This is a genomic window from Komagataeibacter diospyri (assembly GCF_006538165.1).
GTDB classification, from domain to species: domain Bacteria; phylum Pseudomonadota; class Alphaproteobacteria; order Acetobacterales; family Acetobacteraceae; genus Komagataeibacter; species Komagataeibacter diospyri.
Window position 1 is genome coordinate 104,606 of sequence record NZ_BDLU01000024.1, and the last position, 15,213, is coordinate 119,818.

The window sequence follows — 15,213 nt, forward strand, 5'->3', positions numbered from 1 at the left end:
GCCTTACGCCACGCACAACGTATCAACAATACGGGCCAGAAAGGCGTCGCCCGCAGCCAGTTCATCACGGGTAATGTATTCATCCGCCTTATGGGCACGGTCAATTGATCCGGGGCCGCATATCACGGTGGGCAATGTCAGTTCCTGCTGGAACAGTCCCGCTTCCGTCCCGAAGCCGATGGTGGTCACCGCATTATGCTGGCTGGCCTGCAGGGCAATATTACGGATGGCGGTATCCGGTTCGGACACAAGGCCGGGATATTCATTGGTGATTTCGAAATCGATTGCCCCACCGGGATAATCGGCCACCACAACCGCTGCGCGTTCGCGCAACTGCTTCAGCCATATATCAGCAGACTGTCCGGGCAGCAGACGCATTTCGAACTGCAGTTCGCACCGATCGGGGACGATATTCAGCGCAACCCCGCCATTTATCAACCCGACCTGTGCCGTGTTGAATGGCACCTCAAATGACGGATCCTGTGTCGGGGCATCCATCATCTCCACCTGGATGCGCGCGACTTCCTGTGCCATGCGTGCTGCGATCTGGATGGCGTTGCACCCCAGCATGGGATTGGCGGAATGCGCCGCGCGGCCGTGGCATATGATGCGTGCGGCCACCTTTCCCTTATGGGCTACGGCTACCTGCAGACCGGTTGGCTCTCCCACGATACAGCCCTGCGCCGTGATTGCGTGTTCACGCAGAAACGCCAGAAGGGAACGCACGCCCACGCAGCCGATTTCCTCATCACAGGAAATGGCGAAATGCAGGGGGCGCCGCAATTCTCTGTTAGCCGCATATCGTGCCGCAGTCAGCATACAGGCCAGAAAACCCTTCATGTCACTGCTGCCGCGCGCAAACAGCTTTCCGTCGCGATCCGTCAGGCTGAATGGGTCGCACGTCCATGCCTGCCCCTGCACCGGCACAACATCACTGTGACCGGACAGGACAATACCCTGTCCAGTGTCTGGTCCGATCGTGGCAAACAGGCCATAACGATCCGTCTCATCATGCCGCACGACCGTAAGGGTGGCGTTCACCGCACGGAACTGCTGCGCATACCATTCGATCAGGTCAAGATTACTTTCCCTGCTCAGGGTCGGCCATGCAACCAGATGCGCAAGGGCTGCAACGGTCGGATTACTGTCATGCAGCAGGGATGTCATGTTCGCTCCATCATCAGGGCCATGCACCTTATCGTAAGACAGTCCGGAGGCATCGCCTGCTCGGAAGTTTCTATGCCAAAGAGAGAAACTTCCGATGGGCTGCATCCATGTAAGGCAACGGGCCTGACAATGGCACCATGCCTCTGCCCGCATTGTTCTCAAACCGGCGGAAGCGGCACAACCAACCAATTGAAAACAATATGCTATTCACTGATTCATTCTGTCAGCAGGTCTGGCTTGCCTGTTACCGCCGGTTCGTGAACCGACGTGTCGTCAGCGGCCATGGCATACCCTTACATTCAAGAAACAATATGCTCTAATCACACCATATTTCCACCTCAGGAACAGATCCATGCCCCTCGACCTTGCCATCATCAATGCTGACATTCACGGCCATGCCCCACCCGTCAATGCAGTCGGCATCATGGACGGACATATCGTGGCGATCGGCACATCATCCGACATCATGGAGCAATGTGTCCCGACAACCGTCATCCGTGATCTGGGCGGCATGTTCCTGATGCCGGGCTTTATTGATGTCCACATGCATATTGCCATGGCCGCTGACTATCTTTCCGCCATCGGGCTGCGGGATGTACGGACCATGAAGGCCCTGCTGGAAAGGGTGGCGGCATGGGCGGCGGCACATCCCGACACGCCATGGATCCGCGGTCTGGAATGGAGCTATGGCTATCCCGACCTGCCCGATGGCGAATTCGATGCGCGCATGATTGACAGCATCCTGCCAGACCGTCCGGTAATCCTGACATCGGGCATGGCGCATGCAGCATGGGCGAATTCGCGTGCCATGGAAATTGCCGGGATTACCCGCGATACCCCCGACCCGGAAAATGGTGAAATCGTCCGCCGCGCCGATGGCACGCCATCGGGCTGGCTGAAGGAAGACGCTGTCAGCCTTGTCACCAGCCATATCCCGCCCATGACCCGACCGGAAATGGATCACGCGCTGGGTCTGGTGCTGGATACGGCATCCCGGCTGGGCATCACCCGTATGCAGAGTGCCGCGTATGACGAAGCCTACCTGCCGCTGCTGTCGGCGCGGGATGCGGCAGGCACGCTGCCGGTCCGCATCGGGATGATGACGGAAATAGAACCCGATCCCGGCCTGACGCCGCAGCGCCTGCGCGAAGCACTGGACCTGCGTGCACGCTATGACAATGCCATGGTGCGCCTGGACGGCATCAAGTTCTTCCTTGATGGCGTGCTGGAATCCCATACCGGCTACATGCCCGAAGGATATGCGGACCAGCCTGATGCACGCGGTACCCTGCTATGGGACCGCACGGCCTATATTGATGCGGTTCGGACCGGCGTGGAAAACGGGCTGGACATATGGACCCATGCCATCGGGCCGGGCGCGATCCATCTGGCCCTTGATGCGGCAGAAATCGCAGGCAACAGCCCGAACCGTGCGCGTATCCGCGTGGAACATGCCGAACTGCCGTATCCCGATGATATTACCCGCTTTGCCAGCACTTCCACCATTGCCAGCATGCAGCCAGTCATGATTGCGCCAGCCGATGAATGGATGGGCATGGAAGGGGTATGGAAAAAACGTGTGGGGGACAATCGCGCGCAACTGGCATTCCCGCTGCGCGCGCTGCTGGATGCGGATAGCATGCTGGCGTTCGGGACGGACTGGCCGATTGTATCCCTTGATCCCCTGCGCGGGCTGCGCAAGGCCGTCCTGCGCCGTCCCATCGGGGCACCTGCATCAGAAGCATGGATCCCGACACAGGCAATCAGCTTGCCCGAAGCATTCGACAGCTATACCAGCAAGGCAGCGGTGGCCGCCGGACGGGAACGGTATGAAGGTCGTATTGCACTGGCCTACCGCGCGGATATTGCCGTGCTGTCGGGCAACCCCTTCGGGATGGATCCGGACAGCCTGCCGGACCTGAAATGCATGCTGACGGTCACGGCAGGCCGTATTGTGCACGATCTTATCTGACGACAGGGCGCGCGGGGGCATCCGACTGTCGGCATATCAGCCAGTAAGCCAGGCCGGGCAGCAGGATTCCCACCACCCATGACAGGTCAACCCCGTCCATCTGCCGTGCCATCAGGCCGGAATACAGATCATTTGAAATAAAGGGTACCTGCACAACAATACCCATGATGTAACAGAAAATGGCCGGTCGGTTGAAACGCCCGTATATGCCGCCATCATGCTGGAAAAAGGACCGGATATCATAATCGCCATGCCGGATCAGGTAATAATCAACCAGATTGATTGCCGTCCACGGGGACAGGACCGCCAGCAGGAATTCAATGAAGCTGTTCAGGATATGCAGTATGTCGCCGCTCAGCATGATGGTCAGCAGTACGGACAGCAGCAGCAGCCCACCCGCCAGCAGCCCGCGACTGCGCGCCGAAGGCCGCCAGGTCGGCCACATGGTATAAAACAGGGTCATGCAGGACAGGGCCGCGCAATAGATCTGCATCGTGCATGAAACCGTGATCGAAATCAGGACAATGCCAAGCAGGACATAGGCCGGCAGCGCATAATGCACCTGGATCGCGGTATAGAAATTCCCAGCCCATGCGGTACTACCGATATAGGCCCCCAGAAAGGTAGGGACCGCAGTTCCAATGATGCTGCCCGTCATGCACGACCAGAATGCATCGCGTTCGGGTGTATCGGCTGGCAGATAACGCGAATAATCCGATACATACGGTGCATACGCTACCTGCCACAGCACCCCGATCGAGACAGCCGCCACAAAATCATGCATGCCGGGAACCGCCATCAACGGCTGGACCGGCAGGGCATGCAGGTAAAACAGGAAAAAAGACGCAAGGGCAAAGAACGCCGTAGCTGCCACATAGGTAAAGCCAACCACAAAACGTTCAATCCACCCATGCCCGACAATACACAGCGACAGGATGGCTGCAGCCAGGACATAGACGGGTAACTGGTGTGGTGGACCGCCCAGGGCCTGCTGCACCTGTTCACGTCCGATGGCCAGCAATGTCGCCGTAAACCCCACATACATGACAATGACGACAACAATGACCAGCAGCGCCCCATAGGCCCCGAACTGACCACGTGTCTGCTGCATCTGCGGAATACCCAGATGCGGCCCCTGCGCGGCGTGCAGGGCCATGAACATGCCCCCCACCCCATTGCCGACCAGAATGGCAAGGGCCGCCCAGAACAGCGAAAGATGACAGACCTGGCAGTAGATCAGGCCTGTCAGGATCGCGAGTATGTTCTGGTTCGCCCCCAGCCAGACCAGACACAGCCCACGCGTATTTCCCCGGCGCCGGTCTGCCGGTATGGGGAAAATCGTATCTTCCTCAACGGCCAGAACCGAATTGCGCAATGGTGCGTCAATGTCCATATACGGCAACTCCTTCAATAACAGGGGATCACTGTTATCAGATTGGTTCCGAAATGATATTTCTAATTTCCGGGATCAATTGCATCAAGGAAGCGGCTGACCACATCCTGCCTTGGTGGCACGGATTCACTGCCGCACATGACAGCAACCGCCAGCCCCGTCAGGGATGAAAGCGGCGTATGGCCACCAGCCCCATCAGCGCACAGATCCATTACCAGCGTAGGGCAGCAGAACAGGCCACACCGGATCGTCGCACGCCAGTCGGCTGGCAGTTGCCCCATGGCGCGCATATGCTTCAGCAGCGGACGCCACAGCAGCACCGCCTTGGAATCCAGAAAGGCGCGCCGCAGGTCGTTCATTTCCCACCCCGACGTGACATCCAGTATGCCGTCAGGCGTCATGCTGGCATGGGTCACCATGTCAGCGGGCAGGTCATGGGGATGATACAACCAGTCTGCATGGGCGAAGATGTTATGGAAGGTCGCCTTGACCTCCGCCATGATGGCAGGAATATCCTGCCCGGCAAAGGCCGGGTCAAAGAAGGTCAGGCTCCTGCCCGTCCCTTCCCACCACACATTGGCGTTATGCGCATCCCCATGCGCCGTAACCCCGCCAAAACGGGCCAGCATGCGTGGGGAAAGCAGCCGCATGCTGCGTTCTAGCACGGTCCGTAGCGTATCGGCATACATCACCCCGTTGATGCGCCACTTCATGTCAAGTAGCGCGTGATCGGCAACACTTACACCCGGAAACGCAAATGTACGGCCCGATGCGAAAAAACGTGCTGCCCGCGCCCCAAGCTGCCTGTCATCGGTTGTCAGGCGATGGTGGAATAGCTGGTGAAAGGGTTCGGTTGCGCATTCGGCTTCGGATATCGGGTGGAAGGTTTCGCGGTAAATGCGTGCCGTCAGCGCATCAAGCTCACGCTGCGCCGCAACGACTGGTCTGATATCCGCATCCGTCGCGTCATATGTACGGCACAGATCCGCCAGTCGTGGCGTTGACCGTTTTGTATAAAGCAGTATCTGCCGACCGACTGCGCGCGACACATAAACCGGCATGTCGATCGGGTAACCAGCGTCGCGCAGGACTTCCCCACGATAGAATTCCTGAAGGGTAATTTCCTCATTTTCCTCATGATGGAACTTGAAGAAGTATTCTTCTCCCGTTGGGATCGTGAGGAAGCCGTTTACGGAATTCAGGCTGTATCCATCATTCCCCAGCGTGATGTTGCTGACCCGTAGACCGAATTCTTCCCGTATCAGGTCGGAAAGGATCGTGCATGTCCGCGTTACGTCTTTCGCACGGAAGGCCTGTAGCGCCTGTGCGGATGCTGAGTCATTCATGAATACAGCCTTTGTTCACAACGGGCGGTTTACTGGCTTTTGGGTAGAGGACGGGCGGAAGATACCGCGCGCGCATGGCCGGAAAACCCTTCATACGATGCAAAGCGGTGCGTATGGGCTGCCATTTCCTTGTATCCGCGCGCGGATACACGGGCGAACGACATCCGTTTCATGTAATCATGCACGGAAAGCGGCGAATGCGTGCGCGCGGCCCGGTTGGTTGGCAGCACGGCATTGGGACCAATGACATAATTACCAAGGCTGACGGGTGTGTGGTTGCCCAGCAGTACCTCGCCCGCGTTACGGATACGCCCAAGGTCAGCCATCGGATCCTGTGTCAGGATTTCAAGATGTTCAGGGGCATAGGCATTGGTGAATTCCACTGCCGCATCAAAATCGCACGTCAACACGATGCCGCCATACGCCCCGCACAGGACGGTGGATGAAAATTCGGCGCGTTTGGCGTCCATCTGCTGCCAGTGACCGGGCAGGGCTTCCTTCACGCCCTGCGCAACGCGCGGACTGTCCGTCACCAGCCAGGCGGAAGAATCCGGCCCATGTTCGGATTCAATAACCAGATCCAGCGCAGCCAGTTCGGGATCAACACTGTCATCGGCCAGGATGATCGCCTCACTGGGGCCTGCGGGCACGCCAGGATCAATGATATGGGAAAGCAGCTTCTTTGCCGCGACGACATACGGGCTGCCCGGTCCCACGATCTTCATGCAGGCCGGGACGGTTTCCGTGCCATACGCCACGGCGGCCACACCCTGCGCACCACCACATTTGTAAACCTCAGTCACGCCAATCAGGCGCGCGGCGACAAGCGTGCCCGCATCCACGCGCCCATCCGGCGCAGGCGGCGTGATGATGACCAGACGCGGCACACCGGCCACAATGCCCGGAATGGCGGTCATGTTCACGACGCTGGGAAACGCACCCTTGCCACGCGGCACGTAGCAGGCCACCGATTCAATGGCGACATTCCGGTCTCCTGCCCATACGCCGGGCTGGACCTCGATCATCCAGCTATCCTCGGGCTTCTGGGCCTCATGGAATTTGCGGATATTGCCAATTGCATATTCAATTGAACGGATCAGTTCGGGATCCATTTCGCGGAAGGCGGTTTCAAACTCCTCCTCCGTGGCGCGGATGCTCATGTCCGGAACGGTCACGCCGTCATAGGCCTGCGCAAAACGGCGCAGGGCTGCGTCACCTTCGGTCCGGACAGCCTCGATAATCGGCTTGACGCGTTCCAGATACGGGCCAAGGTCGGCTTCCGTACGGTCAAGAAGGTGGGCGGGAATATTTTTAGCATTCCGCAAATCGACAAAATTGACAGTCTTGTTCATCTGGTCGCTTCCACTCAGGCAACGCATTATAGGCGAGTGACAACCGTAGCCGGGCAAAAAACCATATCTGTCCCCTGCCACGCACTACAGATCTGTCTGGCCCTGTTCATCCGATTCATATCAACTTCAAAACGAATGGGCAACGATAATATCATACATATATATACAACCTTCAGATGGCAGCCAGAAAACCCCCATCCACATACAGGATCTGACCGTTTACATAGGCTGCAGCATCCGAGCACAGGAACTGCACAATGCCCCCCAGTTCCGCAGGTTCTCCAAACCGTCCCAGCGGAATGCGCGGCATCATTGTCTCACGCCATTTTTCATCACGAAAAAAGGGTTCCGTCATTTCCGTACGGAAATATCCCGGCCCCACCGCATTGACCCGGATACCCTTTGGCCCCCATTCCGTGGCCAGCCCGCGCGTCACACCCAGCAGACCGGATTTTGAGGCACCGTATGGCACCGCCCCCGGAATACCAACCGCGGACGCCAGTGAGCACAGATTGACGATTGCCCCACCCACCCGCATCCCGCGCGCCGCATGCAATGCACAGAAAAACGCCCCGCGCAGGTTGGTATCGACAATCCTGTCCCACAATGCGTCATCCGCATCCGTGGCGGGACGCAGTTCTTCCATGCCGGCATTGTTCACCAATGCATCGATGTGGAGACCTCTTGCGCAGAGGTCATGAAAAGCCCGTTCAATATCGTCAGTACTGGCGACATCCACGATAAAATGGTCCATTTCCAGACCATCATCCCGCGCGATGTCGCAGGTCTCACGCAAGGGTGCTACAGAACGGCCACAGATAAACACCTGCGCGCCCTGCCCTGCCAGATGCAATGCCACCGCCCGGCCAATGCCACGACCGCCCCCCGTCACGACAATGACGCGACCACGGACACAGAACGGGTTTTTCATTATGCTTCCTCCGCAACGGGATGGGGAAAGATCAGTGTTTTCAGACCTGTACGCTGTTGTGCCAGCAGCTCCCCATAGACATCCGGTATCTGCTCCACCCCCTGTATCATGGTGACGAAAGCCTTCAGACGTTCGCGCAGGTCTGGCAACAGGGCGATGGCCTGCGGCATTTCATCGGCAAAGGCGCTGACGCCGCGCACCTCCAGTTCACGCTCGACAATAAGGTTCAGGTCGAGATTGAGCTTTGTCGCGGTCAGTCCGGCCAGAACCAGTCGCCCCCCAGGCGCGGCGTGGTCCAGCAGATGTCCCGCCACCGCAACCGATCCCGTGGTGTCCAGCATGAAGCGTGGTGCCTGACCATCAACAAGGGGGCCGATGGCATCCAGCGCCACGGGCGACACGCCACAGGTTTCCTGCAACAGGCGCACGCGTTGCGGATCGCGTTCGACCAGGTAGACCCGGCCATCATGCCGTTCAGACAGCACCAGTGCGGCAAGGCCGCCAATAGTCCCCCCACCACAGACCACGACCGGCATACCCGAATCGGGGGCAAGCCGGTTTATGGCATGAACCGCCACGGACAGGGGTTCCGCCAGGGCCGCCAGCCAGAACGGCATGTCCGGGGGAATGCGGTGCAACTGACGGGCCGGAAGTGTCACTTCCCCTGCAAACCCGCCATCACAGACCTCGCCCACAAATCCCAGACTGGCACACAGGTTGCTCCGCCCCTGCTGGCAGGCGTGGCATGTCCCACACCCTACCCTGGAATCCGCTACCACGCGGTCCCTGGACCGGAAGCCGGTCACGCCGGGGCCGACTGCCATGACTTCGCCGGAAAACTCATGTCCCGGCGTGACAGGGGTACGGGTCATCCACTGACCCGTGCGGAAGTTATGCAGATCCGAGCCACATATCCCGGCGGCCATGACCCGTATGCGCACCTGATCCGGACCCGGTTCTGCCGGTGCCTGGACCGTTTCGATGCGGATATCCTCAATTCCGTATAAACGTGCTGCCTGCATCTGCCACCTCTTTAGCGTGGTATTCTGCTAGTCACCGAACCTGCGGTGTCCAGTCCAGAACGGTGTCAAGAAATCCTGCCATGGCTGTGGAAAGCTTGCGAAAGGCTGTTTCATCCAGCGGCCATGGGGCTTCTTCCCGCTGGAGGTAGGTACTCTGGGCAATTTCCATCTGCACGGCATGAAAACCCCGGTCCGGCTGCCCATAATGCCGGGTGGTGTACCCCCCGCGGAAACGGCCATTCACGACATGGGTGTAGCCGGACAGGCTTTCTGCATGGGCCTTGATCCGGTCCTGAAGCAGTCCGTCGCAGGATGCACCGCTATTGGTGCCGATATTCAGGTCAGGTAGACGGCCTTCAAACAGCCGGGGAATATGGGTCTGGATGGAATGTCCGTCCCATAACACTGCCCAGCCATGCTGCGACTTCAGCCGTTCGAGTTCCTGACCGACCGCATCATGATAAGGTTTCCAGAACGCGGCGGTCCTGTCGTGAATCTCGTTCTGGTCCGGTTCCTGCCCGGCCTGATAAATCGGCGTGCCGTCAAATGCCAGGCTGGGGACAAGCCCGGTACTGGGCCGCCCCGGATACAGGATGGCGTCATCCGCGCCACGATTAAGGTCCACCACATAACGCGAATAACGTGCACGGATGACCCCTATGCCGCGTTCACGCGCGTGGGCTGTATAAAGCTGGTCAATATACCAGTCCGTATCAGGCAGCTGCTGGCCATACGGGGTCATGCGCGCTGCCATGCCGGGGGGCAGGTCCGTGCCCGAATGGGGCAGAGTCAGCAGGACGGGCACATGGCCGGGCTGGAAATCGAATACCGGGAAATCCGAAAGAAGATTGGTCATCGTATGATCGTAACCTTTCATTCAGCTACCAGCATCGCCAGGGCGCGATGGAAATTACGGGTAATGCCGTCATGATCGGGATGGCGACCGTCCTGCACAACCCACTGCCCCGCACACATCACATCACGCACAGGCAGCGTGGGACAGGCAAAAATGGCTGAATCGAGAATCCTGTCCCCCTGCAGTTCCGGCAGGGACAGTTTTTCCGGGTCCAGCACGCACAGATCAGCCCGCGCCCCTACGACCAGCCCAGATGGCGGCAGGCCACAGGCCTGACGGCCGCCTTCGAATGCCGCACGGTACAGGTAGCCACCAACCGAACCCATCTCCCCCTCCGGCAGGCAGACACAGCGCTGCTGGCGGTCAAGACGTGCACCGTATTCAAGCAGGCGCAGTTCCTCGCCGGGGCTGATCAGTATGTTGCTGTCGCTGCCGATACCGAAACGCCCACCCTGCGCCACACAATCCGGGAAGGGAAAAAGTCCGTCCCCCAGATTGGCTTCCGTAATCGGGCACAGGCCAGCCACGGCGCCACTCCGGGCGATCAATGTCGTTTCGGTTGCTGACAAGTGCGTGGCGTGCACAAGGCACCAGCGCGCATCGACCGTCACATGATCAAACAGGTATTCCACAGGCCGCGCACCGGTTGCCTGCAGGCATTCCGCAACTTCGGCCTGCTGTTCGGCCACGTGGATATGGATCGGTGCGCCAGCCGCCATCTGGTCGACTGCCTTCCCCACCTCACGAATGTCAACGGCGCGGACGGAATGAAGCCCGACCCCGACAATGGGAGGCATGGCATGGTCGCCTGCCTGCCGCACTCGACTGACGATATCTGCCAGGGTCTGTAGCGTGTTGGCGAAACGCTGCTGCTGGGGCAGCGTCGTCGGCGCTCCGAAACCCGACCGGGCATATAATGTCGGCAACAGGGTCAGGCCCATGCCCACGTTTCGCGCGGCCTGCACGATACGCAGCGACATTTCCGCACGGTCGGCATACGGCGTGCCACCCCTGCCATGATGCAGGTAATGGAATTCGGCAACCTGCGTATAACCGCGTTCCAGCATTTCCATATACAGGAATGTAGCAATATCCTGCATCTGTTCCGGCGTCACATTGTCAGCCAGACGGTACATGGCCCTGCGCCATGTCCAGAATGTATCGGACGGGTTGCTTCGCCCTTCCGCAAGGCCGGCCATAGCGCGCTGGAATGCATGGGAATGCAGGCTGTATTGTGGGGGAATGACAATATCCGCGCATAATACGGAAGGATCGGGAGAAGAATCTGGCACTATGGCGGAAAAGCAGCCATCCATTCCCACTTCAATCCGCACATTGCTGCGCCACCCGATGGGCAGCATGGCCTGTCTTGCAAAAATCGTGACCATTTCCACTCTCATGCCTGATAGGCAGGTAATCCTGCGTTTTGTTATGGATTGATAACAGATTTGACTTATTTGTATATACTTATCTACAGAACGTGGAGAACGAAGGAAAACGTACGATGTGGGACAGACTCTGGATCAACCTGAATATCGCGACGATGATGCCCGCCCATGAAGCATCGGATGATCCGTACGGGTGCAGTCATGATGCCGCCATTGCCACAAACGGCAGCCGGATTGTCTGGATTGGCGCGCGCGCGGACCTGCCCGCCGCACCCGATACGCTGGCCCACACGGTTATTGATGGCCATGGCCACTGGATGACGCCGGGCCTGATTGATGCACATACCCACATCATTTATGCGGGTGATCGCAGTACCGAGTTTGAAAAACGGCTGAATGGCGTTTCCTATACTGAAATTGCCCGGCAGGGTGGTGGCATCCTGTCCACCGTCACCAACACACGCGCGGCGAGTGAGGAGACCCTCCTCTCCCTTGCCATGGAACGCGCGCAGCGCATGATCCGCGCGGGCACCACCACGATCGAAGTCAAGTCAGGTTACGGTCTGACGCTTGAAGATGAACTCAAGCAGTTGCGCGTTGCCCGACGACTGGGCGAGGCCCTGCCCATATATGTACATACAACATTCCTTGGCGCCCATGCCTTTCCCCCCGAATATGCGGACAGGCAGGACGATTACGTCTCCTTCCTGATTGATGTCGTGCTGCCACGCGCAGCAGCCGAAGGGCTGGTCGATAGCGTCGATGCCTTTTGTGAAAACATTGCTTTCAGTCCCGCGCAGGTCCGCAGGCTGTTTGACAGGGCCATGGAATTGCAATTGCCCGTACGCATCCATGCCGACCAGTTATCCGATACCGGTGGCGGCAGCTTGGCCGCGCAGTACCTCGCCCTGTCCGCAGACCATGTGGAATATGTCAGTGAAGCCAGCGTGATGGACATGGCGCAGGCCGGAACGGTCGCCATGCTGCTGCCCGGCGCGTTCTACTTCATTCGTGAAAAGCATGCGCCCCCGGTCGCCCTGTTCCGCAAACACGGGGTGCCCGTGGGACTGGCGAGCGACTGCAATCCCGGCACATCCCCCGTGACCAGCCTGACAGCCGTGATGAACATGGCCTGCACCCTGTTCCGCATGACACCGGCGGAAGCTCTGGCTGCAGTTACCCGCATCGGCGCGCAGGGCCTGAACCTGCAGGACAGCAGGGGCAGGCTGGCGACCGGCATGGTGGCGGACATGGCAACATGGAACGTCAGCGGCCCGCATGAACTGTCATACTGGATCGGGGGGCTGACCCCCGTTACCCGGGTTTTCCATGGTGTGCCGGACGCGACATAGAAATGCCGGATATGTGATACCCCCGCACGAACGGTCGCATTCCCTTCCAGTGCTTGCGCTTGGCGATTTTATCCGTAGGTTCTGCTCCGCATGAAAGCGTATAAGGCCGGGTCAGGGGCAAAACGGGTGGATGAAGTTTGATCGTGTAAAATCGTTGGATGCAATCCTGGCGACGGCCAAAAAGAAATCACTGAACCGGTCGCTTGGGGCTTTCCAACTCACGATGCTGGGAATCGGCGGTATCATCGGAACCGGGATATTCGTGCTGACTTCCGAAGCCGCGCAGAAAGCGGGTCCGGGCATGATGTTAAGCTTCATCCTTGCCGGTTTCATCTGCATGTGCGCGGCGATCTGTTATTCCGAACTGGCGTCCATGGTGCCCACTGCCGGATCGGCCTACACCTATACCTATGCCGTTATGGGTGAGCGACTGGCGTGGATGGTGGGCTGGGTGCTGACTCTAGATGTTTAGTCCCAGGATTTGATGGTGCATTATTTTCACGAGAGTGGAAGGAAGCGCTATGGGCCAGGTTCACCACGGAAGCGCCACGACGACAGCGGCAGTCCGTCGAGCGATACAACATAGTCAAGAGAGCCTGAGGGCTCTGGCGAAACGCTACGGGATCAACCCGAAGACGGTAGCCAAATGGAAGGGGCGGCCCGATACGGCGGATCGGCGCACTGGTCCGAAAGCTCCTCTTTCGACGGTTTTGTCGATCGAGGAGGAAGCCATCATCGTGGCGTTCCGCCGCCATACATTATTGCCCCTGGATGACTGCCTTTACGCGCTCCAGGCGACAATCCCGCATCTGACGCGCTCTTCTTTGCATCGTTGTTTTCAGCGCCATGGGATCAGCCGCCTGCCCGACACCGAAGGCGACAAGCCGAAGCGTTCAAAGTTCAAGACCTATCCGATCGGCTACTTTCATATCGACATTGCCGAAGTCTGCACTGAAATGGGCCGCCTCTATCTCTTCGTAGCGATTGACCGGACATCGAAATTCGCATTCGTCCAACTGCACGAGAAAGCAACACGTCGTGTTGCCGGTGACTTCCTGCGTGCTTTGGCCACTGCAGTCCCCTATCGCATCCATACCGTGCTGACCGATAACGGCACGCATTTTACCGATCCGGCCGGAAACGGATGGACACCGGAAGAGATCAAGGCCATGCGGGCCGATGGCGTCCAGTTCCGTTGCCATTCTTTTGAACTGGCCTGTGCTGATCTCGATATCGAGCATCGACTGACAAAGCCGCGACATCCCTGGACAAATGGCCAGGTCGAGAGGATGAACCGCACGATCAAGGAGGCAACGGTCAAGCACTTCTATTACGAAACGCACGACCAGTTGCGCCAGCACCTCGCAGACTTCGTCGCTGCCTATAATTTCGCCCGCAGGCTCAAGACACTGCGCGGCCTCACTCCATATGAATTTATTTGCCAGCAATGGGAAAAAGAACCATCACGGTTCATGCAAAATCCGCACCATCAAATCCTGGGACTAAACATCTAGAGCGCGCTGCGAATAGATTGAATCATAGGATTCCCAAAGGGTGTCTGATGTGATTCAAGATGAAGACTGGCGAAGGAGGCCAGCCTTCATGCCGAAAGCCTACTCGCAGGATTTACGAGACCGTGTAATTGATGCGGTGGAGAAAGACGGCATGAGTTGCCGGGCAGCGGCGCGGCGCTTCGGCGTGAGCGATGCTTCAGCGATCAAATGGGTTCAGCGCGCAAGACGCGTCGGGGATCGGTGCTGTGCCGGCACGGGCGGGCATCGTCCCTCGAAAACCAGACCTGAACGGGTCTGGCTGCTGGCCATCATTGATGCCGAGCCTGATATCACCCTCGCGGCGCTATCGATCCGACTGCGCGAGGAGCGTGGCGTTCAGGCCGACACGGGCATGCTTTCACGCTTTTTCCAATCCGAAGGGATCAGCTTCAAAAAAAAGCGTGCTGCCCTACGAGCAGGACCGGCCTGACGTCGCGCGCAAGCGCAGGTTCTGGAAGCGCTATCAGGCCAACATAGATCCCACCCGTCTGGTCTTTATCGACGAAACCTGGGCCAAGACCAACATGAATTGCCCCGGGTTTTGTGGAGACGTTTTTTATCTGAACCAGGCGGCTAAAGCATGTGATTTCTGCTGAGCATAAAAGCGAGCCTCAGCTTCTGCCGGGGGGATGTTTCCAATGGATGAAAGCATGCGGCGATTATTGAACCAGTCCACCCATCTGAGTGTGGCCAGTTCAACAGCTTCCCTGTTTTTCCATGGCCCCTGCCGATAGATGAGTTCGGTTCTGTAGAGACCATTTATGGTCTCGGCCAGGGCGTTATCATAGGAATCCCCAACACTACGGGACTATCCTGAATTTTGTGCGGTGCAGTGATAATCTGCTCGAAGAGGAGCCCCCGCATGAGCATTGATAAAGATA

Annotated in this window: 13 protein-coding genes and 1 pseudogene; 5 read left to right on the forward strand and 9 right to left on the reverse strand. The window is 58.4% G+C overall.

The annotated features are described in order from the left end of the window. Positions 1-3: 3 nt before the first annotated feature. Positions 4-1,167 carry an acetylornithine deacetylase gene (gene argE, locus MSKU9_RS03865; protein WP_141260022.1) on the reverse strand — a complete coding sequence of 388 codons (1,164 nt, stop codon included), beginning with the start codon at positions 1,165-1,167 and terminating at the stop codon, positions 4-6. Positions 1,168-1,519: 352 nt separating this feature from the next. Here argE and MSKU9_RS03870 point away from each other — a divergent pair, with 352 nt between their 5' ends. Next, on the forward strand, positions 1,520-3,139 hold the full coding sequence (locus MSKU9_RS03870) for an amidohydrolase (protein ID WP_141260023.1): 1,620 nt from the start codon (positions 1,520-1,522) through the stop codon (positions 3,137-3,139). Here MSKU9_RS03870 and MSKU9_RS03875 read toward each other — a convergent pair. The 7 genes from MSKU9_RS03875 to MSKU9_RS03905 all read right to left on the reverse strand — a co-directional run bounded on the left by MSKU9_RS03875 (position 3,132) and on the right by MSKU9_RS03905 (position 11,427). Beyond that, on the reverse strand, positions 3,132-4,532 hold the full coding sequence (locus MSKU9_RS03875) for a purine-cytosine permease family protein (RefSeq protein WP_141260024.1): 1,401 nt from the start codon (positions 4,530-4,532) through the stop codon (positions 3,132-3,134). The genes MSKU9_RS03870 and MSKU9_RS03875 overlap by 8 nt on opposite strands. A 62-nt stretch (positions 4,533-4,594) precedes the next feature. Next, positions 4,595-5,878: a hypothetical protein gene (locus MSKU9_RS03880; protein ID WP_141260025.1), complete on the reverse strand. Its 1,284-nt coding sequence runs from the start codon at positions 5,876-5,878 to the stop codon at positions 4,595-4,597. 29 nt (positions 5,879-5,907) lie between these two features. Then, a complete protein-coding gene (gene hisD, locus MSKU9_RS03885) occupies positions 5,908-7,230 on the reverse strand; it encodes a histidinol dehydrogenase (protein ID WP_141260026.1) in 1,323 nt (440 codons plus the stop codon). Between the two features lie 172 nt (positions 7,231-7,402). Beyond that, entirely contained in the window at positions 7,403-8,161 is a 759-nt protein-coding gene (locus tag MSKU9_RS03890) for an SDR family NAD(P)-dependent oxidoreductase (protein ID WP_141260027.1), read from the reverse strand. Further along, entirely contained in the window at positions 8,161-9,183 is a 1,023-nt protein-coding gene (locus MSKU9_RS03895) for a zinc-dependent alcohol dehydrogenase (RefSeq protein ID WP_141260028.1), read from the reverse strand. The genes MSKU9_RS03890 and MSKU9_RS03895 overlap by 1 nt, the downstream gene beginning before the upstream one ends. Positions 9,184-9,214: 31 nt before the next feature. Continuing rightward, the gene (gene hutG / locus MSKU9_RS03900) at positions 9,215-10,039 is read right to left on the reverse strand and encodes an N-formylglutamate deformylase (protein WP_141260029.1); all 825 of its coding nucleotides are present in this window, start codon (positions 10,037-10,039) and stop codon (positions 9,215-9,217) included. Positions 10,040-10,056: 17 nt separating this feature from the next. Beyond that, complete coding sequence (locus MSKU9_RS03905; RefSeq protein ID WP_141260030.1) at positions 10,057-11,427, reverse strand: formimidoylglutamate deiminase; 1,371 nt, start codon at positions 11,425-11,427, stop codon at positions 10,057-10,059. A gap of 116 nt (positions 11,428-11,543) precedes the next feature. Here MSKU9_RS03905 and hutI point away from each other — a divergent pair, with 116 nt between their 5' ends. The 4 genes from hutI (at position 11,544) to MSKU9_RS03930 (ending at position 14,762) form a co-directional block, all read left to right on the forward strand. Then, positions 11,544-12,779, forward strand: coding sequence for an imidazolonepropionase (gene hutI / locus MSKU9_RS03910; protein WP_141260031.1), 1,236 nt, complete (start codon positions 11,544-11,546; stop codon positions 12,777-12,779). 130 nt (positions 12,780-12,909) lie between these two features. Next, entirely contained in the window at positions 12,910-13,251 is a 342-nt protein-coding gene (locus MSKU9_RS03915; protein WP_227002364.1) for an amino acid permease, read from the forward strand. A 49-nt stretch (positions 13,252-13,300) separates the two neighbouring features. After that, a complete protein-coding gene (locus MSKU9_RS03925) occupies positions 13,301-14,293 on the forward strand; it encodes an IS481 family transposase (protein WP_141260032.1) in 993 nt (330 codons plus the stop codon). A gap of 88 nt (positions 14,294-14,381) precedes the next feature. Beyond that, positions 14,382-14,762, forward strand: coding sequence for an IS630 transposase-related protein (locus MSKU9_RS03930; protein WP_039733252.1), 381 nt, complete (start codon positions 14,382-14,384; stop codon positions 14,760-14,762). 126 nt (positions 14,763-14,888) lie between these two features. Here the strand turns inward: MSKU9_RS03930 and MSKU9_RS03935 are convergent. Further along, a pseudogene (locus tag MSKU9_RS03935) lies at positions 14,889-15,134 on the reverse strand (integrase core domain-containing protein); the annotation flags it as partial. Between the last annotated feature and the right edge of the window lie 79 nt (positions 15,135-15,213).

Excerpts from the sequence above, each read along its gene's own strand:
- MSKU9_RS03895 (WP_141260028.1), bottom strand. The coding sequence starts at position 9,183 with ATGCAGGCAGCACGTTTATACGGAATTGAGGATATCCGCATCGAAACG.
- hutI (WP_141260031.1), top strand. The coding sequence starts at position 11,544 with ATGTGGGACAGACTCTGGATCAACCTGAATATCGCGACGATGATGCCC.
- MSKU9_RS03880 (WP_141260025.1), bottom strand. The coding sequence starts at position 5,878 with ATGAATGACTCAGCATCCGCACAGGCGCTACAGGCCTTCCGTGCGAAA.
- MSKU9_RS03890 (WP_141260027.1), bottom strand. The coding sequence starts at position 8,161 with ATGAAAAACCCGTTCTGTGTCCGTGGTCGCGTCATTGTCGTGACGGGG.
- hutG (WP_141260029.1), bottom strand. The coding sequence starts at position 10,039 with ATGACCAATCTTCTTTCGGATTTCCCGGTATTCGATTTCCAGCCCGGC.
- argE (WP_141260022.1), bottom strand. The coding sequence starts at position 1,167 with ATGACATCCCTGCTGCATGACAGTAATCCGACCGTTGCAGCCCTTGCG.
- MSKU9_RS03915 (WP_227002364.1), top strand. The coding sequence starts at position 12,910 with ATGAAGTTTGATCGTGTAAAATCGTTGGATGCAATCCTGGCGACGGCC.
- MSKU9_RS03930 (WP_039733252.1), top strand. The coding sequence starts at position 14,382 with ATGCCGAAAGCCTACTCGCAGGATTTACGAGACCGTGTAATTGATGCG.
- MSKU9_RS03870 (WP_141260023.1), top strand. The coding sequence starts at position 1,520 with ATGCCCCTCGACCTTGCCATCATCAATGCTGACATTCACGGCCATGCC.
- MSKU9_RS03905 (WP_141260030.1), bottom strand. The coding sequence starts at position 11,427 with ATGGTCACGATTTTTGCAAGACAGGCCATGCTGCCCATCGGGTGGCGC.
- MSKU9_RS03925 (WP_141260032.1), top strand. The coding sequence starts at position 13,301 with ATGGGCCAGGTTCACCACGGAAGCGCCACGACGACAGCGGCAGTCCGT.
- hisD (WP_141260026.1), bottom strand. The coding sequence starts at position 7,230 with ATGAACAAGACTGTCAATTTTGTCGATTTGCGGAATGCTAAAAATATT.
- MSKU9_RS03875 (WP_141260024.1), bottom strand. The coding sequence starts at position 4,532 with ATGGACATTGACGCACCATTGCGCAATTCGGTTCTGGCCGTTGAGGAA.